This window comes from Rubinisphaera italica (assembly GCF_007859715.1).
In the GTDB taxonomy this organism is placed as follows: Bacteria; Planctomycetota; Planctomycetia; order Planctomycetales; family Planctomycetaceae; genus Rubinisphaera; species Rubinisphaera italica.
The window spans coordinates 993,625-1,017,286 of record NZ_SJPG01000001.1 but is presented as its reverse complement, the minus strand read 5'-3'; the positions used below and the strand labels follow the sequence as shown (position 1 = coordinate 1,017,286).

Here is a 23,662-nt window from a genome sequence, read left to right as displayed (position 1 = left end):
CGCGTTCACCCAATATATTTTTGCACTTGAAACCATCAAGAACAAGTCGTGATTTTGATCCTAATGGCCGATTGCAGCAAATTCACGAACGATTTCCCGCGCAGACCGTAACCCATCCACTGCTGCGGTAATGATTCCCCCGGCGTAGCCGGCTCCCTCTCCGACAGGATACAGGCCTTGAAATCCTTGAGTTTGCCGCGATTTTAAGTCACGATCGATACGCACTGGTGCACTCCCCCGCATTTCTGGTCCAACCAGAGTCGCGTTCTTCAAAAAATCACCCCGCCATTTCTGATCCATCAGTGGTAAACCGATCTCAATCGCCTTCGATACTGCATCCGGCAACACCGCATGTAAATCCGCCAGCACAACGCCGCGTTCATAAGAAGAGGGAAGTGATGTTGAAGACGAACCAGGATTCAGAAAACTTTCAGCCGATTGAATCGGACATAGGTAATCGGCTCGCCCCAATTCATAAGCGATTCGTTCAAACTTACGCTGCAATTCCATCCCTGCCAGCGGATGAGGACTGCCAAATTCATGAGGTTCGAGTGTCACCATCAATCCGCTGTTCGCATACGGCGTATCGTGGCGGGAACGACTCATCCCATTCGTGCAGAACATGCCCGGTTCAGAGACGGATGGGATGACAAATCCCCCTGCACACATACAGAAGGAATACAGATCCCTCTGCCCTTTTGCCACGATCGTGTAGTCCGCTGCTCCCAAAATCTGTTCGTATTCGGAATGACCATATTTGTGGGCATTAATCTGCTCCTGAGATTGTTCGATTCTCAGCCCCAACTGGAACGGCTTCTGAATCATCGGCACACCAAGTTCATGCAGCATCTCGTAAGTATCACGTGCACTATGCCCGATGCCAAGAATGACATGATGCGTCGCGATTTCTCCGGAAGAAGTTTGCAGCCCGACGATTTGCCCATCACGAACAATCAAACCCTCGACGCAACAATCAAACAGATACTCTCCCCCCGCAGCTTCAATCTTGCGGCGAAAATTCCGACAGATCATCGGTAATTTATTGCTCCCCAAATGGGGTCGCTGTTCGTAGAGAATTGAATCCCGCCCCCCGCAATCGACAAAGGATTCCAGAACCCAGTCGACATCAGCCCCCGTCATTCTGCAGGTCAACTTACCATCACTGAAACAGCCTGCTCCTCCTTCTCCGAAGAGATAATTATTCTGCTCCTGAAATTTTCCACCACGATCAAAATCCCGAATGGCAGGCACACGTTCTTTGACAGGCTGTCCACGTTCGACAACCAACGGACGATAGCCACGTTTCGCCAGATAATAAGCCGCCAGCAGGCCAGCCGGTCCCGAACCGACAACAACTGGACGATTCTCCAGTGACTGATTCCCGGGTGGAGGATCATCGAAATCCTTCGGCTCAAAAGCTGCAACCCCCGGCAGCTGAATCAGTTTTTCGGGAACCTGATCACTCTTGAGTTCAACGGCAACCGAATACACAAACTGCAGGCTGTAACGATTCCGTGCATCCAGACTTTTCCGAAGAATCCGCCAGGGTCCCAAATCCGAATCCGGAATATTCAAGCGAGCGCAAATCTGCTCTGGCAGAGCCTCTTCGCCTTCCAGAACCGGCAATTCCACATTTGTCAGACGTAATTTCATAACCGGCGATAATACTCATCAAAACCTGAAAGAAAAGCCTGCAGTGAATTCTCAGGAAAGTTTCCCCGGGAAGTATTGAAGAACTGAGAATTGTAATAGACTCAGCCAAATGTTCAGTAAACACCAGTAAACGTGCGGTTGAGAAAGTCGGAGATACGGGTGACGAGCGAAGCGGATGTGACTTCGATTCTGACGGGGGCAATCTGAAAATAATTCAGTGGAAAATCAGGAGTCTGATCGAGTGAGACAACAGCAAATAGTTCCGATTGAGAATTGACTCCCGGTTCCGATTTTCGAAATTGACTCAACGTAGCATATTCAGGAAAGTCAGATACCGAGTCCCGGCTTCTCTGAGCTGACGTGGCAATTTGTGTAATTCGACCGGTTAAATAATGGCCACATAATTCAGGAACATACACTGCAACTTGCCGGCCCGTCTGGATTTCTCTGGCCCAATACTCTGGAATACTGACCAGTATTTCGGAGTTCTCGGTAGCGGCAATCATTGCCAGAGGTTGACCGACTGTAACTGCCAGTCCCAGATTTCGGGAATCAAGTGGATTATCAAATTGATACGGTTGCTGCATAGGATTTACTGAAGCCCTCAAACAAATCCCTTCGAGTTGAGATGCAATTGAAAATTCGTCCTGTTTCGAGAGTGCCTGATTGATTTGCTCCTGCGTGGCGAGTTGCAATTCCTGCGTCAGCGAGAGTGCAGCCGACGCATCAGAGACTTGCGTCTGCATCCGTCGTATCGCCTGTTCACGAGAGTCCAGCTTCTTTTGACTGGTCTCCAGGACTGCAATTCGCTGATCAAGATCTCGCTGCGACATTTTCAGTACAACATCTCCAGAGTGGACCAATTGTTTTTCAGCAATCGTACGGATCAATATTCCTGTTTCGGGAGCAATAATGATTTGGCTTTGAACTGGACGGACACAGCCAGTTGATGAAATCCAGCGAGGAAAGGGATACCAGAGAAGAAACAGAAACATCAACGCCAGAGATCCCCCGGCCAGTAATTTACGTCCCAAACTTCCACGACGCAGTTTACGCTCTCGCTGAGCCTGATTTTGCAATGTCATTACTCCCGATAAAACAGTGGCAGGAACAACCATAACGGCCAAGATCAAACTGAGCGATTGCAATCCCCAAGGTTTCAACGCCAGGTAAACGCCCATCAATATCAATCCAATCACAAGCCATAAGTAGAGACTGGCCGCAAAGCCGTAGCTGGCTAAAGTCGCTGAAAATCGTTGGGGACGTTGTAAAATGTCCGGTCCGAACAGAAATCGCCACAACACTCTGCGCGACTGCTGCATCGCTTCTGCTCGTAAATTCGCAATTCCAGTTAGATCACTCAGTAAGAAATAACCGTCATATCTCATGAGTGGATTGCCATTGAGCAGCAGCGAATTGACAGATCCAGCGATGGCAACCAGTAAGCAGAGAGAATGAAACAAACCTGGTTGACTAATCGACCAGAGGAGAAAAGCAGCCGAGGCGAACCACAGATCAACTAATATTCCGGCCGCACTGACGGCTATTCGCTGAGAGCGGCGGGGGAAGGTCCAGGCATCGGTCACATTACAATACAGGCAAGGAATAAATGCCAGAAACATGACTCCCATTTCGGTGCACGAACCACCAAATCGCCGACAACTGTAGGCATGACCCAACTCATGGAAAACTTTAGTCAGACTCAGTATTCCAATCGCCAATAGCCAATGCCTGGGCTCGAAGAGTAAAGGAAGTTCGCTCAGCTCCATTCCAATTTTACCGAAGGATTGCATCGCAATTAGAAAGGCCCAGCATATAAGTAGCGATGAGGCCAATAAAAATGTCCACGAGAAAAAAGGACGAACCCAGAATTCTGTCGCCTCAAGAAATTTCTGAGGGTTCCAGCCTCGAAAGCGAATCACAAGAGGATTCGAGCGAGCAAGAACGCCAAAGACATTTGATTGCGGAGACTCAGGAGCAGGCTGATCGGTCAACACCAGATTCTGCCGAATCCAACTTCCCAGAATTTCCAGAAGCTCTCCGCGAGAAAGCATTCGCCCGGAAAATTTCCTGCGAAATTGAGTGATTATCTCTGTGAGAGTCGATTCGGTCTGGAGAGATTCCAGCAGAAAATGTTCTTCGGCTCCAAAGCGGTAGCACGCGCCCGAAAGGGGATCCCGCACCACCCAGGATGGCACAGGCTCACCTTCGAGCCGAAAGATTTCAAGATCACTACGTACCTGATAAGACATCGATGAATAAAGTTTAAGGTTAATCGGTTATCAGGAATTCCGAACACCTGAATTGCAGCCTCAGGATTCGAGTCGAAATTGAATGGGCTGATTCGACCACTCAATGGGAGAATCGCTCTCACATCCTAACATGATTGCGGCCAGATTCGATTGCGTCAATTGTCGATAGCCCAGATAGCTCGTCGTCAATCGGGGATTGACTTCCAATAAAACCATTGGTTCATCTCGATCATGGCAGAAAAGGAAGTCAAAGCCTATCCAACCATTCAAGCCGGGGTGCTGTCTGACAACCTTTTCCGAAATATCGAATGCTGATTTTTCAACTTCACACGCGAAGGAAATCGTCCCGCCCAGATATCTCAAACCATTGAACTCCTGCCGGCCAAGAGGTGTCCAGGTGATTGACTGATTGGCAGGATTCCTGATGCACGAGAGTGAAAGCGGAATTCCCTCGTAATACGGTTGAATGAGAAATGGACCATATTCCGATTGAAGGTTCTCATTACGGAACTGACTGAAATCTTCATCACTCAATAGCAGTGCAGTTGCCATCGCACCCGCTCCCCACTGAGGTTTTATGATCAATGGATAATGAAAACCCATGGCATGTTCATGCTTCAGTGAGATCTCATGAAGATCAATCCTCAGCGTGCGTGGAGTAGGAATGTCTTCAGGAACTGCCCAGTTTGCAAATTCCAGTTTATTCGAAGTCCGTTCAATAAAATGTGGATCCGATAAACAATGGCGACAATTGTTGTCGACCAACCATTGCACACGATCCAGCAGAATCTTGTTGAACTCGGGTGCGATCACGAGAGTAAGATCGCAAAGTTTTGCCAGTTTCTGAAACTGCAGCCACTCATCATCTTCAGAGAAAACTTCTGTACAGTGCACTTCCGAAATATTCAATTTCAATCGATGATCAATCGTCGTATACACTTTGAATTTTGATGAGTTGACCGCATCAGCACAAACGGCCCGCAACATACCCAGACCTTCCCGGGCCAGTGATTCCGGAAGTGAAATCCCTGTGAGTGCTCCACTACAGATAAATTCAGAAATCAAAATGCTTTGCATATCAGCTTCGATGTTCTACCCAAAAAACAACGCCGCCATCGCTTTGAGGGGGAGCGATGGCGGCGTATTTGACCTTAAACTCAGCGGGTCTGTCGATGTTGTTGGTACTGAATGCAGGGGAGAATTCAAATACCACAAAGATTATCGGTCACTCTGTATTCAATGGAGCAGGATTTTCTCCAGAAGAACGAATGCAATAATTTGCAGGAATTTAGTGATCATACGAAATATGTCTACCGACCCCAGAACACAAAAAACCGGCAGATTACCAAATGTAATCTACCGGCTTTTAATTTTCATCATCAACTTGAAACTGGTGATTCAAGCTTCAAGTCATCTGTTGATCTTAGCGACGCTTTGGACCTTCGTTGACAGGAACATCGCAAGCGATGTCGCACTGATCATCGTCACAGTCGTCGATAGTGTCCTGGAAAGCAGAACCGCGTGTATAAGCCTTCAGACCACGACCGAAGCTTTTTTCAGCAGAGAATCCGCTGTACCAGTATGACTGGTTAGCAGAACCGATGGCATCGCCAACGTCGTTCAATTCAGCGACAACAGCGTGTTGGATTGAGCTCAAGCCGACAATCAGTCCGATGACCAGAATGGTCGCGATCAGTACGAGTTCAGCGGATACAATGAAACCGCTTTCGTCATTCAACAATGCGCGTAGCATAATTAGAGTTCCTTAGATTTTTTAAACATTTTTTAAATTTGTGTATGAGACCGAACGGTCTCGCCCAGTGAGCCTGGAATTTGCTGATTTTTTTGTATTCCTGATCAGAGAATAAAAAACTCAGACTTTTTGCGATTTCTACTTTGGCCAGCAAAAACCACACACTTCTGCAGTGGGATCCCATTAGTTGGACATGTTGAAAAAAATCAACATGCAAAACATCCGTTGCAGATTAACAACAACCCGACTCATATCAATAGGAATAATTCTAAAACTCTGCAGAATTGGGAAAATAGACATTGTCGGTAATATGTGTTCATGGGAACATGGAGCCTTTGCGGCATTTGCTATTTAAAAAAGCCTCTGAAAATTGTTTTGACAGAATCCAAATCTCTGAGCAAAATGCATTTTCCCTTCGTGTTGCTCGAATGAATCGTATCTATTCTGATCATGTTCAAGGTGAGGAGACCTATTATGAAGCCAGCGGAAGTCCCCTTTAATCACCTCTCGCTTCAACAACTCAGCGAGCTGGAATATATCCTGCTGGGAGATTTGCGAGATGTACTCGATGAGGAATCGAACGAGCAGAATCGCAAATGGCTTTCCGCAATCGTTGAAGCCTTACTGCGTACGATTCCGAGAGAATTTGACTTACGTTGCAACGGTGGCTACATGCAGGAAGTTCTGCTTGTTCGACCAGAAGCCGATTCCGAAGTACAGAATTTGAGAAACGAACAACGCTCTCTCTGCGATCAGTTGCAGGAAATCAGCGATCGCCTGAGCACATCCCGCTCATTCCAGAAACATGCCCTGGCACTCAAACAGGAGCTGGCCGACTGGAGTGAACATCTTCGAAGTCACAACATCAATGAGGAACGACTCGTTCAGGATGTTTACCTGCTCGACATCGGCGGGGGAGATTGATCTCGCTTAATGCCCTTCAACGTTTTGCTGTCCCTGCTGTTTTTCCACAATGGTCTGCTTGAATAGCATTTTCGAGATGAACAGGTTCAGTCCACGGGGCATGATTCGCGGCAGGAACGTCATCAACTGATAATTCCAACCGGGCACACAAAGCCGTTGTTGTTTGCGGATCGCCAGAATTGCTTTTCGCACAACGTATTCGGGAGTCAGGCCGGGAAAACGATTCAGCCAGCCTTTTGCTCCGGCCGAATCGAAAAAATCCGTACGGGTAGTCGCCGGGCATAATGTGATAACCTGCACCTTCGACGATCCGATTTCCGCAGATAACGCTTCGCTCAAACTCAAGACAAACGCTTTAGTAGCTGCATAAACGCCCATGTAAGTCACTGGTTGAAAGCCCACCACGGACGAGACATTCAGAATGGTTCCGCTATTCCGTTCCAGCATTTCCGTGAGAAACGCATAGGAAATTTGCGTGACTGCTCGCACATTCACATCGACCATCTTCAACAGATGCTCCTGATCGGCCATTTCAGGATTTGTCACACTCCCGAAACCAGCATTATTGATGACCAGATCGACCTGAAGATTTTCGGAATGGATCTTTTCGAGCAGTTGATCAATTTCGTCAGCCTGACTTAAGTCGGCTGGAATAACCCGTGTTTGAATGTTGTGTTTTGTTTGAAGCTCTGCAGCCAGTTCATTCAGTAACTCGACCCGGCGAGCAGTCATCACCAGATGAGTGCCACAGGCAGCCAGTTGACGGGCAAACTCTGCTCCGATTCCACTCGAAGCCCCCGTCACCAATGCCCAGCGATTATTCAATTCAAACGCCATGATCTGCGAGCAACAATTACTGTTGCTTCCCTTTCGTCAATTCCATGAAGGCTGTTTCGAGATTGACTTCTTCTTCACGAAACAATGTTAATCGATAGCCCGCTTCAAATAACGCCATCGGCAGGTTGGAATAATCCATTGTGCCTGGATGCAATTTGGCCAGAATCATATCTCCCTGCATCGAGACATGACCAACTTCATCGCACTGCTCAAGCAACTGAGCAGCCTTTTCTGCATTTTCCGTGACGCGAATGTGCAATACAATCGCCTGCCGAGCCTTTTTCATCACTTCACCGACGTAACCGTCGATAATCAACTCACCTTTCTCAATCATACCAACTCGCGTACAAACATCTGCCAGTTCCGGCAAAATATGACTGGAAACGATCACCGTTTTATTCATCGCTCCGAGACGTCGCAGCAGGTTCCGGATTTCAATACGAGCACGCGGATCCAGACCACTGGCCGGTTCATCAAGCAGTAGAACCTGAGGATCGTGCAACATCACTCGCGCCAGTCCGATTCGCTGTGTCTGACCTCTGGAGAGCTGACTGACCATCGCATCCCGTTTGAAGGACATGTCGACCAGTTCGAGTTTTTCCTCACAAATTTTGCGTCGGCTCGGCCCATTGATGCGATAAGTAGCTGCGAAAAACTCAAGGTATTCGAGAACCGTCATATCGTCATACACGCCGAAGAAGTCCGGCATGAATCCGACAAGGCGACGAATTTCTTCGGTATGCGTATAAATCGACTGACCACACACATACGCTTCGCCGTAGTCGGGATTGAGCAGAGTGGCGATCATACGCATTGTGGTCGTTTTCCCGGAACCATTCGGTCCGATGAACCCGAATACATCACCCTCAACCAATTTCAGGCTGATCTCATTCACGGCGATCAAATCGCCGTATTTCTTCGTCAATTTGATCGTTTCAATCACAGCGGTCTATCCAGTCAGAACTCTTTCGAGTTCCTAATTTACTAAGATGCTTATTTATCGTATTGCGGTAATCGTTGAATCTCGCTTCGATTGCGATCGACCGGCATAATCAGTCGCACAAATGTGACTGTTTTATTTGCAGAAACTGTTTCATCCTTGACGACTGGTGCTGGTTCTTCCGTTTCAACACGGCCAATCAAGACTGCCTGATCGAGTGCGAGTAAGGGAGACAAATCCCAGTTGCTGAATTCAATATTCGTTAATTTCGTATAATCTTTGCCACCGACCAAATCGTGAAAGGTCATGATGGTCAAAATGTAATCCAGGTCAGGCGAAAAAAGATCGTAATCGACTCGCCTGATCATCAGCTTCTCACCAACGCCTGTTTTTCGTTTGACCAGTGACTGTGTTGTGCCGGTTAATTGAGCAGAAAGTTCCCGTTGACGAATCGATCGACTTGGAAACTCCAATACTTCACCCGGTGCCAGCGATGCTTGCTCATGATCCTCATCGACAAAATAAATCAACTTGTCATAGGCCAGAAACCAGTCCGTTAATTCTCCAGACAAAGCGTGCTCAATGGTCCCTTTGACCTGCATACTGGAATTGCTACTCAATTGACTGGTGACTGCAAACGATGTCTCCAGTTCATCATGATCAGGATCAATCAGAGACATCCCGGCAGCTTCCAGAAGGAGCGTCGATTGCTCGTGAGCAGGAGCACGAAGTACCTTTCCGAGCTGCGGTTGGATTTGATAGGAGGTCTGATCAAGATGAGCACTCGCATTGCGGTAATAGCCCCGATAAGTCGCTTCTGGAACCGAGGATGTCGTTGTCAGTTCCACATGATCAGGCATGGGAAAAGGCAACTCGGATTTCACAGAAATGTCATATCGTCCGGTTTCAGGAATGAGCATTTTTGTGAACTGACGGTGCCTTTCAGAACGAGTAGTCTCTGCATAATCGACGACGAGCGCCTGATTATATCGGATTGCCCCCGGCTTCTCTTCCGCTGCAGAAGCCGCATTGACCGCCTGACGATCTGTCGATCGCAAGCCCCAGATGACCGAAATAACCACCAGAGTCGGAAATGTGCACCAGGTCAGCCACGGCTTTTTCAGAATATGACGCACCAGAAAATAATCAATCGGCCCGACAATAAATGCGGTTGCCAGCAGCAAGCTCAGAGGGATCCAGACATTCGGGGCGAGTAATCCAAAATCCGATAACCCGGCATCCCATTGCGTTTTGAAATCGCTTAAACCGGTTTGAGTCAGCAAATTTGATGACGAATCATTACGCGATTCATTCAGCCCCGGCAGATCTGCCAGGATTCGATACAGTTGCGGCAGAGCTTCCCAGTTCTGAAATGTATCTTCATTGAGACTCAAGGCACAAAATGTCAGTTCCCCCATTCCCCAGGGCGACTTAATGACCAGAGGTCCTGTCAAACCACCAACCAGAGTTGTTCCATTAACGGAGACAATGCGAGGGATTGTCAACGGATTACGTGTCCGGAGCCTGCTCGCTTCTCCCACAAAACTTTCCACACGACTCAAGTCCCGCACCTGAGCGGTCCGCTCAAAGTTGATCGGAAGATTCGACGCCAGAGAACTCTCCAGAAATTTCTCGGCTTCCTGATCCGGAAAAATAACCAGTTTGCCTCCCACTTGAACCCAGGAAATGATCTGCGAAATCGACTCCATCGATTCGTTCGAGTGACCAAAAAGCACAACATCAATACCAGCCATCGCCAGTGGATTCTGCGGCAACTCTTCAATTGATGATAACGTCGTAATTTGCAGCTCTTTGACAAACTCAGCAGTCGCCTCGATTCCCTCAACTCGACCAATCGTCACCAGCCAGGGCTGATGCTGTGTCAGTTCGGTCACCGTTCCGGCAGGCTGTATTTGATCAAAGATCAGTTTTTCAGAGGTGGAAGCAGTCGCTTCGAAAATCAGAATCCGAAAATCACTTTGGATGCGATTCACAATCACATCGACGTGACCAACATAGTCTCCGACTGCAGAGGCCGATGTGACTGGACTGGAATACCCCGCATAGTTTCCATCAGCATCAAGCACGCGAATTTCCGTGCGATAATTGCGATTCGCTTCGAGCTTTGCCTGAACCGTTGCTTGAGTCCAGCAGCCAATTTTGTAGGTATTCTGCAACCCGATATCGATTTGAACGCCAGCCTGTTCTGCAGCATAGGCGATTGGAGTGAACGATGAACAGATTGCCAGAAAAATACCCAGTACCAACTTGCCAGCCTTCATGCGGTACAACAATGAATGCGGGGCATGCAGCCTGGTTTTGCCCAATTTTAAATTCATCGCAGAGTCATTACTTTCCGCAGGTCGCTTTTTCAAAGTTGTCTTGTCGAATTTCGTTTACCAGCTATACGTCAAAATCCAGTAATGCTTGAATGGAAAAATCAGATTTCTCAAGAGAATTTCACAATACAAGCACGAAGCGCAAGCGAGTGTGTGAAATCAGCATTCATTAATATACTTGCTTGCGCTTCGTGCTTGTAAATTCTCAATTAATTCACTCACACCAATTTTCGAACCGACTGGGCAATCCCCTGAGGATCGAGTCCCTGATAGCCCATCTGCTGCCACAAACCGCCGGAACCTTCTTTATTTGTGCCGATGTTGTTGTATTTGCCCTGGAAACCGTATTTGAGAAGTTCCGATCCAAATCGGCAGCCAAGTCCGGTGTTCACATTGAATCCTTCGGCGACCAGCACGAATTTCGCGGAGGCGAGTTTCTTCATCATTTCCGGATCAAACACGTTCAAAGTTGGTTTATTGATCAGACCAACATCCAAGCCATCCGCTTTGAGGGTGATAACCGCATCGAGAGCACGGTATACCGTTTCTCCGAAGCTGACAATATATCCAGCAGAACCTTCCCGGATCACTTCGTCTCTCCCAGGAGTGAACGTGTAGTTCTCGCCATAAATCGCATGGCCGTTATCGTCGAGCAGATCGGGAACAGCTGAGCGAGTCGAGAAGAGGAATCGCAAACCGGGATCGTGATAAATCTTGTTCAGGCAGGCTTTGAACTGATGCTGGTCGGCTGGGAAATACAGACGTGTATTATCGTGACCATCATCGGGCAAGCCGTTGTGAGCAAAGAAACTGTTGATTCCGAAGTGACAGGTGTTATCGGCCATATCGTCACAACCTGAGTGCGAGAAATGAGCCAACACGTTCGACTTGTTCAGTCGAGCCATCGTGATTTCAGAAACAATCATCTCCAGAAATGCAGAGAATGTCGCGTAAATCCCCTGCTTGCCTTTTTCGTATCCGAATCCAGCCGCGGCTGAGTAGTTACCACGCTCCATAATTCCGCCACGCACGAACACTTCGGGATGCTCTTTACGGATGGAATCCAGACCACAGGACCCTTCGAGATCGCAGTCAAACACGCGAACACTGGCGATACGATCTTTTTCGGACATGCCGTCGAGAATTTCGTTCATGAATTTCCCGAACAAACTGCGATTTTTACCAGCCCCGCGTGAACCCTGATAATCAGGTCCGCCGGGAAGTTTCTCGACATTTTCCAGATATTTGGCCGCTTCCGGCCGTCCCTGCTTGTTCAAATGCTCAATCGCCAGAGAGGTCTTAATGACATCATGACCATGATTCGAACCTTCGAGACCTTCGATGCCGGGACACATTTTACGCTTGTTAATCAGTGCCATCGGCCCATTGGAATTGAAGGCACCGCACATGCGAGCGTACAACTCATCCAGATTTTCGCCTTGCCCAGTATTGGTCGGGATGCCGTGCCCTTCGAGAGTGCGTCCGACATCAAATCCCGGAAGATAATCGGAAGGGAACCCGGCAATGGTCACATCATTGTCATCGATGATCAGTTTCAGATCGATTTTCTGAGCCACGGCCAGTCGTGCAGCCTCGGCATCATTGCCTTCCATCTGGGAACCATCCGACCCAAACATGAAGACTTTTTTATCTGGATTCGCCAGAGCAACACCGTTAACGTACGGCCACATGTGTCCCAAACGTCCTGAGGAAAATTTCACACCAGGAGTAAAATCGCGTTCTGGATGACCTGGCAGATGCTCGTTGTATTCGCGATAGTGCAGCAGTTTTTCGACAGGAAGATTTCCTTCGATAACCGCCATCAGATATTGAGTCGCAACACGGTGACCCGCTTCGTCAAAGAAGATCGGCAGCACATTGTCCTTACCAGATTCCTGAGAGTGAAGCATGAAGCTGTAGGCAATCATCACTTCTGGAACGGTATCGTAAGGGCCACCTGTGTGACCACCCAGGCCTTTGGCATCGGCAATAGCGGTGAAAAATACGATCACATCCCGACAAAATTTGATATTCGCTTCCAGAGTTTTCTTTTGATCTGCAGTCAGTTCGGTCGCGCCAGGATCGAGCGGAAGGGGTTGAAATTCGCTGAAATCAATTGGAAAACTCTCTGCAGAACTCATGGTGGAACCTTTTCGAGGTGGAATCACTGTAATCTTAAATTCAAATCGTATAAGAACTGAGTTCAACTCAATTCACCAGCCTGAGACATATTAGTGGTCTGTCCGTGAGCGCGGTTCGGATACTGGAGATTGCATCCGGCAGGACTTTTACCACAAATGCCTGTAATTCTCAGCCCAAGTTATACAGACATAAACCGACGAACGCAAAGCGATGGGAGACCAGTTACTGGCAATTATGAAGATCGAAAATGGCTCCTCTAAGAAAAAATGCCCAATCGTGGAAATCCACGGTCGGGCATTAACTGATTATAGTGAAATGGTTTATGGTCAGACAGCCGCCTGATTAAACACTAGACTGCTTCCAATCGAGATCTTTCATCGTGCCTGTGCTGGAGAAAAATTCACCAACTGGCATTCCCAGTTGCTGCAGAATACTGACGTAAAGATTCGGCAACGGATAATTTTTCTTCTGATCGAATGCGAGATGCTGTCCGTGCTTGAAGTCTCCCCCAGCCAGAAGAACCGGCATGTTTTTGTTACTGTGATTCGAAGAGTTCCCCAGGTTACTCGTCAGGAAGACGGTGGTCTGATCAAGTAGCGGACGTCCCTGTTCTTCAATTCCGTTCAATTCACCCAGGAATTGTCCCCAGGCGGAAATAATTCCTTTCTCAACAATCGCCAGCTGATCGAGTTTCTCTTCGTCGAGACCGTGATGGCTTAAGCCGTGATAGCCTTCCGTCACGCCCGGCAATGGCACCACGCCCCCCGAACCTCCCAAATGGTAAGTAACAAAGCGAGTCGAATCGGTTTGAAACGCGAGACGAATCATATCGTTCATCAAACGTTGACGACCGATGAAATCGTTTCGGTCACCGATATCTTTAGGAATCGGCATGTCGACATGCGGTTTCGGACGATTCGCCCAGGCTTCCGATTCAGCCAGACGATTTTCGAGGTCACGCACACTGGTCAGGTAGGAATCGAGCCTTTGCTTGTCGCCTGACCCAAGTTTTCTGCTCAATCGCTTAGTATCTTCTGCGACCAGATCCATAATGCTCTGGCCTTGAATCGCCCGCTCGGCCTGTTGCTTGCGGTCGGTTGCGGAGTCGTTAATAAAGAGTTGGCGGAACAGTTTAGAGGGGGAATCCTCAGCTGGAATCATTGCACCACTTTCCGTATAGGAAGGGCTGTCACTTCCGCTACTACTGAGAACCAATGAGGGATATCGCGTTTCTGCACCCAGATACTTAGCCATGTACTGGTCGAGTGAGATCGTATTTCGAGCTTTCCCCGAAGCCCCGGCTGGATTGGCTGTCAGAATACTGGCTTCTGCCCGGTGTCCACCGCCGACTTCTGGATGCGAAGTTCCTGAGATAACTGTGAACCGATCCTTCAGACCAGCCACTTCCTGCAGATAAGGACTCAATTCATAATCGCTGCCTGCCTGCTGAGGATTCAGATTATCGCCGATGAGGCCGAGGCCAAGTGTCATCGCGACGAATCGTTTGGGTTGCTTCGGAGCAGGAGTGCTCGCGCAGGCCCGTTCCATCGCTGTCAGCCAGGGCAAAGCCATCGAAACGCCTGCCCCACGAAGGATGGTTCGGCGATTTATTGAACGTCCCAAATTGAAAAATATGGATTGGCTCATCGAGACACTTCTCTTTCGTATTTCAATTTTTTGATATTAATGTTTTTTCGCTGACCAGCCGAGCCAGTTATGACTCGGGTTTTCTCATGGTCGATGCAAAATTTTCGAATGTAATATCGAAGATTCCCCAAACCCACTCGTGCCATGACTGGCACGGCTCGACTACTCTTATTTCCTACTTCGTCAAAAACAGCGGGCTCGTTACAACTTCTTCGAGAATTGTACGGAAACCATAGTTCTGATTCGCTGAAGCCGAGACGATTTCTTCGATTTCATCGCGATCCGCGAAATCGACCGAAGCTCCTGTACCACAAGTGATCATCTTTGCGGCAACATTGGCAGCCAGCTTTTCGGGCTGGGCAATTACGAGTCGTTTAAAATCTTCGAGTGTTTCGAATTTCCGTCCATCGACAAACTCAGCACTGGTATCAATCAACTTCGTGGAATCCGTTTTCTTTTTGGGTTTGCCGTAATTGTCCCGCCATTGCCCAGCCGGGTCGAAGTTTTCGAGAGCGAATCCGGGAGGATCAATTTTCACGTGACAACTCGCACAGGAAGGATCTGATTTATGCTTTTCCAGCATTTCCCGGATCGTGGTCGCTCCACGAACATCCGGTTCAATGGCGGGAACCCCTGCAGGGACAGGGGGAATCGGTTGCCCCAGAATGCGTTCGGAAATCCAGACACCCCGAACAACGGGTGAGGTCGTCGTTCCATTGGCGGTAATCTTCAAGATAGCCCCCTGAGTAATCAAACCGCCGCGATTACTTTTCGGATCGAGTTTGACGGGGACGAGTTCATCACTCAATTTCTGGTCGATGTCGTAATATCGAGCCAAACGACTGTTCAGATAAGTCGTATCGGAATCAATCAATTCTGTGACCGGCAAGTTTTTCGATATGAGATTCTGCAAGAATGCCAGGGTTTCTTCGACCATCGATTGCTGAACAACAACATCGAACTTTGGAAACATCCGGCGGTCCGGTTCGGTAAAGTCGATCAATCGCATGTCGAGCCATTCGTCTGCAAAATCACGAACAAAATCCTGACCGCGAGGATCATTGAGCATCCGATTGACCTGCTGCTTCAACTGATTTTTATTCGAGAGTTTCTTTTGAGCAGCCAGTTTCAGCAGTTGATCATCAGGCATCGTATTCCAGAGGAAATAACTGAGCCTGCTGGCAATTTCATAGTCATCCAGTTGCCCCGGTTCTTCCTGCAGATAGACAAATCTTGGGGAACAGAGAATCGCTCGATAGCCAAAACGTAATGCATCCAGCAGATTGCCATCTTTCTTATAAGCGTCCATTGCAATATTGAAATACGGATCCAGCACACCTGGTTCGAGTGGGCGACGGAATGCTCGCGTCGCGAACGCTTCCATCAATTCCTGTAAATCGTCAGCAGGAGTTTTCGACTCGAGGACGATTCGCTTTTCAGTATTATCCCAGCTTTTACTAAGTTTGCCGATGACAAACTGACGGCATTCGGCTGGTGAATAGTGCTTATGGAATTTTTCCATAACGATCGATTCCAGAGCAATCCCCGGCACATCCTGAGGATCCCCTTCCCCAGTTCCTACCTGACCTCCTGCAAAGCGACCTTTTTTGAGTGTATTATCACCAGGACGAATTTCGATCATCTCTCCACGGTTCAACCAAGCCTCAAACGTCCATTCCCGCATTTCCGGCGTCGCTTCAAAAGCACCTACCCATTTCTGGATGGGAGAACTGGAGACATGCTTTCCTGTTCGTACGGTACACCACACACCGGAATCTTCAGGCTGCTTGAGCGATTTCCCGCGAATGATAAATCGATACCAGCCATCTTCTTTAGCCGTTGTTGCAGGCAAACGTCCATAAAAGACAAGACCAGACGACCAGGTGACGGCCAAGCCATCCAGCATTTCCGGTTCACGTGTGCGCGACTTGGGATGCGTTCGCGAAATGGTGTTCGCATCGAGTGTTTTCGTCCAGGAATCGTCCTCATACAGGCCCTTCTGAAAAGCTTCATCCAGAGCCAGGTCGACAACTTTCAGATGTTTTTCGAGCTGGAAATGGGACATCGTTTGTCCATCTGCAACCGAAGTAAAACCATCGACCATTTGTTCTTCAGGGAAATAGACCTTGAGTGGAATATCGACTCCCAGTAAATCGTGCAGTGAACGCTCCAGTTGCAGATTGTTAAGTCTGCGCCCCCGAACTCGTCCTAACTCCGCAAATTGCTGAGTTCTCTGAGTCGACAGCCAATTAGCGGTTTCGAGTAAGAATTGCTGACGTTCATTATCCGTCAATTCCGAGACATCCGCTGGCGGCATTTCGTGGGCAGCAACGCGATCATAGATCTGAACCCAGCGGTCGTACTCCGCCTTTTCAGAAAGGTTCCCCTGCAACTTCGAGGCATCAAAACCTCCTTCGGCAAAATCAGGACTGTGACAATCGGCACAATGTCGGCTGATAAAATTGGCTTTGGGTGAAAATTCGCTGGCGAATGCAGAAACATTCAAAATCCCGGAACTCCACACGCCGAGCGTCAAAAAACAAATGCTTGTGGCATCTGCTTTAAAACTTGCAATCAATGTGCGGAAAGTCACTTCAAGCATAGATGTTATTACCTTATGGAATCTGATGCACAGGAGAGCTCATAAAACAGGAGAGCTTATTAAAAAGTGATCAAGCCAGTTGATCACTTCAGCTTCTATGTGGGCAAATCAGGAGAGAAAATTTCGGGAGGGCTTCAATACTCACCCCCCCATTTCAAAATTTCAAAAAGGGCATAAGTACTAACTTAATTGTATCATGAAATCTGACTTCTTCAAGAACAAAACACCAGCATGAGACTGTATTTTAAGGGGAGATCACCTTTTTAAGCATTAACGGCTGGCACCGGGAAGCCAGTTCATGAACCGAAATCGGTTTCTCCAAATAGCAAACCGCCCCCAGATCAATTAAATCGCGGGCGTGATCCCGTTGTGCCTGATTGATCAGACAGAGAAAATTCGCTTGTTGCTTCATCTTGCTGGCAATTTTCAGGGCAGTGACACTCGTATCGGGCAAACTTTCGAGATCGATGATTAACAGCTGACAGTTATTCAGAATCATTTCCTCTGTTTCAGAATTAATGGAATCCCGAAACAGTACCCGGACATTTTGCCCTGCCCATTCACGGCGCAGCCCGGACGTCACCCATGGAGTTGCTTCCAGAACGATTACCTGAGGTGTTGCCTGCATTATTGATTATGTTTCAATGATCAGTGATAAGAACTGCAGCATTGACCTGGAAATACTTTATTCTTTTAGGTTCGATTATCTCAGGCTAGATCTGTATCCTATAATACTACGCATTATAATTGACGACTCTTTGAAAACGCAGCAGATCTATGGAACCTCCGCTTCTCGAATCGCAGAGAGCCTCGCTCGACGAGAAAACATTCGGTACAGATGATGACGCACGACTGGTCAAACGCCAAAGTGTCGAACTGTTCTCGACGGAAAATCCTCTTAAACTGGCTGGTGGTCAGGAAATTGGTCCGATTCGAGTCGCCTACGAAATGTACGGTACTCTTTCTCCTGCAAAAGATAACGCATTTTTCATTTGCCATGCTCTAACAGGCGATGCCCATGCTGCTGGTCGGTACAACCTCGAAGATCGCAAACCGGGTTGGTGGGATGAGTTTATCGGGCCGGGACGTGGCATCGATACCGATCGATTCTGCGTCATTTGTGCAAATGTCCTTGGTGGATGCCAGGGAACAACGGGTCCGAGTTGTATCGATCCCAAAACTGGTGAGCCCTATGGACTCAATTTTCCTTTTATCACCATTGCCGATATCGTCCACGTTCATAAAGAACTTGTTTCCTATCTCGGGATCAAAAAACTGGCCGGTGCGATTGGAGGAAGTCTGGGCGGGATGCAGGTCCTGGAATGGATCGCCCAGGATCCCGATGCGATTGAAAATGCAATTGTATTAGCTTCTGCAGCAAACCTTTCTGCTCAGGGGATTGCCTTCAATGCCGTAGGACGTCGAGCTATCTATGCAGACCCTCAATTCCACAACGGCGGCTATTACGATCGAGCAGAAGAAGTCTCAGTCCAAAGTGATCACCCCCCAAACGCCCCTCAATCCACAGTATCGAAAACTGGAAAGGGGCCACGTTTCGGCCTGGCATTGGCTCGAATGATTGCTCATATCACGTATCTGTCGGAATCATCGATTGAAAAGAAGTTTGGGCGACGACTGCAAAACAGTGAACAGCTGGCCTTCGACCTGATGCGGGAAACCGAATTTCAGATTGAAAGTTATCTGCATTATCAGGGGGAGCAATTCGTCGAACGTTTCGATGCCAACAGCTATCTGTACCTGACAAAAGCGATGGATTATTTCGACCTGGCGGAATCCTATCACGGCCTCAATAACGCTTTGGGGAATACTTCGGCAAGAACGCTCGTCGCGTCATATACAACCGATTGGCTATTTCCGACAGCTCAGAGCCGCGAAATCGTTTCTGCTTTGATTTTAGCAGGAAAACACGCCAGTTTCTGTGAACTGGAAAGCCCATATGGACATGACGCGTTCCTTGTCGAGGTTCAACAATTGACAGAACTCGTACGTGCCTTCTTGAATTCATGACCAATCACAAAATTCAGGCAAGCCGAGTCAGTCATTTCTAGCTGTTCGGAACTAAGAAAAAGTCCTTGCCATTTGAAATTCCCAGACCTACTCTGTTCAAATCGTGTTTCGGTCGATACCCTTGCCGATTCACGCGCAGTCAGGACAAAGTGAGTTGAACATATGTAATCAAATTCAGCAGCCCTGATGCAGGCGGGTTTGAATCAACAGGAACCGAATTGACAATCGCAATCAGAAACAAACAGCACACATAGCAAATTGTGCAGGATCTTCAGGAATTGCATAGGCCCGCATGGCCGCAATTTCAACTGATTGTCGTCAGTCTCATTCGGTCTCCATTCCGAAGTTTTTGGAGGTGATGGTGTCGTTAGCCGACATGATGGAGTCTCAATTCCGGGCAGATGTCCGGTTTCGAGGGGCAGCATATTTACAATCGAGTCGCGTCAGTATTTCTCACATCACAGCAGACGATGTGTATGCAGTTGTGCGCGACGGGGCAGAACATCAAATTCATCTTCATCGCACGGAAGAGGCGTTGGAGATGTCGTGCAGTTCGGTAGCCGGCACTAAACGGCCGCCGACAACGAAATACGTCTGGGCGACGATTCTGCTCATTGATGAGCAGGGTTACATGACGGGCACTCCTAAGCCAGGCCATATTCCGCCTTTCATTGCCGAAACAACTTCCTCAATTGATGACGACTGGGATTTCGAAGAGGGGGATGATGATCCGTATTTCCCACCGATCAACATCTCAAAGAAAAGCTCAAAATCAGCCCAGAGTGCGACTCAGGTTGAACCGCGCAAACTGAACGAATGGCAGCAGAAACTGCGTGCCCTGCGCGATCGACTTCGCATTCGTGATGTCACAATTGAAACGAAACCATCTTCCTACGAAATCACCTATCAAATTGATGTGGCAGACAGTTGGAAGTCCGGACATTTAATGTTGCAGATTGTCGAATGTCAACGACGTTCGACAGGCGGCTGGGGAAAAATCAAACCTCTCAAACTCAAAGCAGGGGGACTTGAAAACCTGCCGGAAGCAGATGACCGCGCCATCCTCGCACATTTGCTCGGCGGGATCCAGGATCGATCGGGCACACAGACAATTGCCGGTAGCACGCTCAACCAGCACTTGCCGCACCGCTTTCATATGACTCATTCCCTCACATCGGCTTTGCTGCCGCGGATGTGTTCGACGGGGCGTTTACGCCTGCTTTTCGACGATGGAAAAATGTCGGATCCCATCACCTTCAGCGAAGAAGTCGAACCATGGGACTTGAGTTTGACAATGGAACCTTCCGCCGGTGGAAGCGAAGCCAAACAGGCTCAGTGGCAAATCAAACCGATTTTGATACGCGAGGAAGAGACACTCTCAATCGATGATGTTGAATTGATTGTCGAAGGGGGCTGGGTCGTTCGAGATCGGTCGATTGAACCGCTCGAAGATTTTGAAGTTTACGAATGGATCCGTTCCTATCGCAATCATGAACTCCCCTCCTTCCCGGAAATCGAAGGCAAAGATGTCATTCAGGAACTAATGACTCTTCCCAGTGTGCCCCGACTGGAATTGACCGACAAATGGGAAATCGAACAGAAGCATATTGTTCCCACACCCAGGTTGAAGCTCTTCACACCTTCGCTCAAAGGGAAAATGCCTCGCGATCGCATACAGGCCGATCTCGAATTTGTTTACGACGAAATTCTCGTGCGTGGCTCCACACACAGTTGGGCCATTCCGCTGCCGGAAGAGCAGTCGTGCATCGTTCGCGATGCAAAACAGGAACAGGCTTTCTGGACCGAACTGCAAAGTCTGGGCATTCAACGCATTGATGATCGTGGCGGCAAGAAACACGATGTCATGGTTCCTCTTCGCGAGTTGACGACCATTCTGCGTTCACTGTTTGAGTCGGGCTGGGAAATCCTTTCGGATGACAAACCCTTCCGACAACCGGGCGAAGTCGCGTTTCGGGTGGAATCGGGAATTGACTGGTTCGATGTGACTGGCGAAGTCGACTACGGCACTGCCCGGGTTTCTGTGCCGGTTCTCCTCTCGGCTCTAGCCCGCGGAGACCGTACCGTCACTTTGTCTGATGGAAGTATTGGATTCGTTCCGGAAGAATGGAAAGAGCGATTTGGCGTGCTGCTGAGCATGGCCGATACCGAAGAAGACACGCTGCGATTTTCCAACTCCCAGGCGGCTCTGGTCGACGCGTTGCTCTCCACTCAAGACAATGTCGATTACGACGAAAAGTTTTCCGAATGGCGGGAAAAGCTGGCGAACTTCAATGGAGTTCAGCAGGTTAAAGAGACTAAAGAGTTCAAGGGCGAACTTCGCGATTACCAGCGTGAAGGTCTCGGTTGGCTGAAGTTCCTCGAAGAATTCCAGTTCGGCGGTTGCTTGGCCGATGACATGGGTCTGGGTAAAACCGTTCAGATTCTCGCCTTCCTTGCCCAGCGATATCACAGCAAGGAAATTCACGATCCAACTTTAATCGTCGTGCCGAAATCGTTGCTATTCAACTGGCAGCGGGAAATTGTCAAGTTCACACCACAGCTCAAAGCTCTCGAATACTCGGGAACTTCACGCTCGGCTTTGCGATCCAAGTTTGGCAAACACGATATCATCCTGATGACTTACGCCACTTTGCGGCGGGACATCATGTCTCTAAAAGAAACTCAATTTGACTGCATCGTGCTCGATGAAGCTCAGGCGATTAAGAACCCGGGTTCACAAATTGCCAAAGCGACACGATTGCTCAATGGACGTCAACGACTCGCCTTGAGCGGTACTCCGATCGAAAACCATCTTGGCGATATGTGGTCAATTTTCGAGTTCCTGAATCCTGGATTACTCGGCCGCAGTTCTGTCTTTAAATCACTCAGTAGTGAGACCGATACTTCCAAGTTGACCGAAGCAGTGGCGGGCGGCTTGAAGCCGTTTGTATTGCGTCGAACTAAGGAAAAAGTTGCAGCTGACTTGCCGGATCGTGTAGAAGAAACACTTTACTGTGAGCTTTCCAACAGCGAGCAGAAACTCTACGACGAACTGCGGGATCATTACCGACAATCAATCTTTTCGATGGTTGATGAACAGGGGATGGGCAAAACGAAAATGCACGTTCTCGAAGCGCTGTTGCGACTTCGCCAGGCCGCCTGCCACCCTGCACTGCTCGATCGTGGTAAGATTGATGAGTCGTCAACGAAAATTGATGTCCTGGTCGATCACCTGAAAGAATTGATTTCCGAAGGTCATAAAACACTGGTCTTCTCTCAATTCACTTCACTGCTGGCGATCGTTAAAAATCATCTCGATAAAAACGATATCCCTTACGCTTACCTCGACGGAAGTACTAAAAATCGAGATGAAGTCGTGACCAAATTCCAGGATGACCCGAAGACACCCGTCTTCCTCATCAGTTTGAAAGCGGGAGGCTTGGGTTTGAACCTGACAGCAGCTGGTTACGTCTTCCTGCTCGATCCGTGGTGGAATCCAGCCGTCGAAGCTCAGGCGATTGACCGGGCTCACCGAGTGGGGCAAACCAAAAATGTGTTTGCCTATCGTCTAATCGCCCGGGGAACAATCGAGGAAAAAATTGCTGAATTGCAGCAGAACAAACGAAAACTGGCCGATGCGATCCTCTCAGAAAACAGCAGCCTGCTGAAGTCTCTGACCGCAGCCGACCTGCAAATGTTGTTCTCATAATGAACTGTATGTCAGGCACTGCCTGACGAGATCCCCGGGTGGCTGGGGTCGAACGAAGTGAGCCCCCAGAGTTTTAAAAGACCCTGAGGACTGTGCGTGATGAGATTGGACGCCGAAAATTCTTCCCGTCAGGCAGTGCCTGACCTGCGGTTCTGTATAAGGTTCAGAAATGTCAGGAGTTGAAGGTCTAATTCTCGGCGAGGATGACCAATCTCGCTGCTGGTGGTGCGGGAGCGATCCTGAGTACATACGGTATCACGATGAAGAATGGGGCCGTCCTGTTGCTGAGGATCGATTGCTGTTCGAAAAGATTTGCCTGGAAGGCTTTCAGGCTGGACTAAGCTGGTTGACAATACTTCGCAAGCGAAATGCGTTTCGCAAAGGGTTCGCGAAATTTCAGATCAAAAAAGTCGCCAAATTTGATCAAGCCGATGTTGAACGCCTCGTCGCCGATGCCGGGATTGTCCGGCATCGTGGCAAAATCGAGTCGACAATCAATAACGCCAACCGGGCATTGGAACTGATTGACGAATTCGGCTCTCTTGCCCAATACTTTTGGCAATATGAACCAGACCAATCGAAGGTAATTCGCACAAAAGATGACATCGTCCCTCAAATCGACGAGTCTCAAGCGATGAGTAAAGACCTCAAAAAACGAGGCTGGTCATTTGTAGGTCCAACCACTTGCTACGCGTTCATGCAATCAATGGGCATGGTGAATGATCATCTCGAAGATTGTGAAAGCTGGGCAACCATCGAGGAAATGCGTAAGTCATTCAAACGACCGTAATTTCAGACAATATATTGGCATCTAAAACAATAGCCACTTCCAAGGT

At 48.5% G+C, this 23,662-nt stretch carries 15 protein-coding genes; 4 read left to right on the top strand and 11 right to left on the bottom strand.

Annotated elements, in window-relative coordinates; translation table 11 throughout:
• Positions 1 to 60: 60 nt before the first annotated feature.
• From Pan54_RS03880 to Pan54_RS03865, 4 genes are all read right to left on the bottom strand, one after another.
• Positions 61 to 1,653: an NAD(P)/FAD-dependent oxidoreductase gene (locus Pan54_RS03880; protein WP_146502255.1), complete on the bottom strand. Its 1,593-nt coding sequence runs from the start codon at positions 1,651 to 1,653 to the stop codon at positions 61 to 63.
• A gap of 113 nt (positions 1,654 to 1,766) precedes the next feature.
• Entirely contained in the window at positions 1,767 to 3,905 is a 2,139-nt protein-coding gene (locus Pan54_RS03875; protein ID WP_146502254.1) for a site-2 protease family protein, read from the bottom strand.
• Positions 3,906 to 3,965: 60 nt separating this feature from the next.
• Positions 3,966 to 4,982, bottom strand: coding sequence for an ATP-grasp domain-containing protein (locus Pan54_RS03870; RefSeq protein ID WP_146502253.1), 1,017 nt, complete (start codon positions 4,980 to 4,982; stop codon positions 3,966 to 3,968).
• Between the two features lie 346 nt (positions 4,983 to 5,328).
• Entirely contained in the window at positions 5,329 to 5,658 is a 330-nt protein-coding gene (locus tag Pan54_RS03865) for a hypothetical protein (RefSeq protein ID WP_146502252.1), read from the bottom strand.
• Positions 5,659 to 6,132: 474 nt separating this feature from the next.
• On the opposite strand from Pan54_RS03865, the gene Pan54_RS03860 reads away from it, so the two are divergent.
• Entirely contained in the window at positions 6,133 to 6,582 is a 450-nt protein-coding gene (locus Pan54_RS03860) for a hypothetical protein (protein WP_146502251.1), read from the top strand.
• A 6-nt stretch (positions 6,583 to 6,588) separates the two neighbouring features.
• On the opposite strand, the gene Pan54_RS03855 is transcribed toward Pan54_RS03860, so the two are convergent.
• From Pan54_RS03855 to Pan54_RS03825, 7 genes are all read right to left on the bottom strand, one after another.
• Complete coding sequence (locus tag Pan54_RS03855) at positions 6,589 to 7,407, bottom strand: SDR family NAD(P)-dependent oxidoreductase (RefSeq protein WP_165441567.1); 819 nt, start codon at positions 7,405 to 7,407, stop codon at positions 6,589 to 6,591.
• A gap of 28 nt (positions 7,408 to 7,435) precedes the next feature.
• Entirely contained in the window at positions 7,436 to 8,362 is a 927-nt protein-coding gene (locus tag Pan54_RS03850; RefSeq protein ID WP_146502249.1) for an ABC transporter ATP-binding protein, read from the bottom strand.
• Positions 8,363 to 8,412: 50 nt separating this feature from the next.
• Positions 8,413 to 10,698, bottom strand: coding sequence for a hypothetical protein (locus Pan54_RS03845; RefSeq protein ID WP_146502248.1), 2,286 nt, complete (start codon positions 10,696 to 10,698; stop codon positions 8,413 to 8,415).
• Between the two features lie 218 nt (positions 10,699 to 10,916).
• Positions 10,917 to 12,839 carry a transketolase C-terminal domain-containing protein gene (locus Pan54_RS03840; protein WP_146502247.1) on the bottom strand — a complete coding sequence of 641 codons (1,923 nt, stop codon included), beginning with the start codon at positions 12,837 to 12,839 and terminating at the stop codon, positions 10,917 to 10,919.
• A gap of 343 nt (positions 12,840 to 13,182) precedes the next feature.
• Positions 13,183 to 14,487 (bottom strand): DUF1552 domain-containing protein, encoded by a 1,305-nt coding sequence (locus Pan54_RS03835; protein WP_146502246.1) that lies wholly within the window; start codon positions 14,485 to 14,487, stop codon positions 13,183 to 13,185.
• Between the two features lie 175 nt (positions 14,488 to 14,662).
• Complete coding sequence (locus tag Pan54_RS03830; RefSeq protein WP_146502245.1) at positions 14,663 to 17,089, bottom strand: DUF1592 domain-containing protein; 2,427 nt, start codon at positions 17,087 to 17,089, stop codon at positions 14,663 to 14,665.
• Positions 17,090 to 17,333: 244 nt separating this feature from the next.
• Entirely contained in the window at positions 17,334 to 17,717 is a 384-nt protein-coding gene (locus tag Pan54_RS03825; RefSeq protein ID WP_146502244.1) for a hypothetical protein, read from the bottom strand.
• Positions 17,718 to 17,866: 149 nt separating this feature from the next.
• On the opposite strand from Pan54_RS03825, the gene Pan54_RS03820 reads away from it, so the two are divergent.
• The 3 genes from Pan54_RS03820 to Pan54_RS03810 all read left to right on the top strand — a co-directional run bounded on the left by Pan54_RS03820 (position 17,867) and on the right by Pan54_RS03810 (position 23,616).
• Positions 17,867 to 19,117: a homoserine O-acetyltransferase family protein gene (locus Pan54_RS03820; RefSeq protein ID WP_146502243.1), complete on the top strand. Its 1,251-nt coding sequence runs from the start codon at positions 17,867 to 17,869 to the stop codon at positions 19,115 to 19,117.
• A gap of 292 nt (positions 19,118 to 19,409) precedes the next feature.
• Positions 19,410 to 22,826 carry a DEAD/DEAH box helicase gene (locus Pan54_RS03815; RefSeq protein ID WP_242631210.1) on the top strand — a complete coding sequence of 1,139 codons (3,417 nt, stop codon included), beginning with the start codon at positions 19,410 to 19,412 and terminating at the stop codon, positions 22,824 to 22,826.
• 169 nt (positions 22,827 to 22,995) lie between these two features.
• Positions 22,996 to 23,616: a DNA-3-methyladenine glycosylase I gene (locus Pan54_RS03810; RefSeq protein WP_146502242.1), complete on the top strand. Its 621-nt coding sequence runs from the start codon at positions 22,996 to 22,998 to the stop codon at positions 23,614 to 23,616.
• Positions 23,617 to 23,662: the final 46 nt, after the last annotated feature.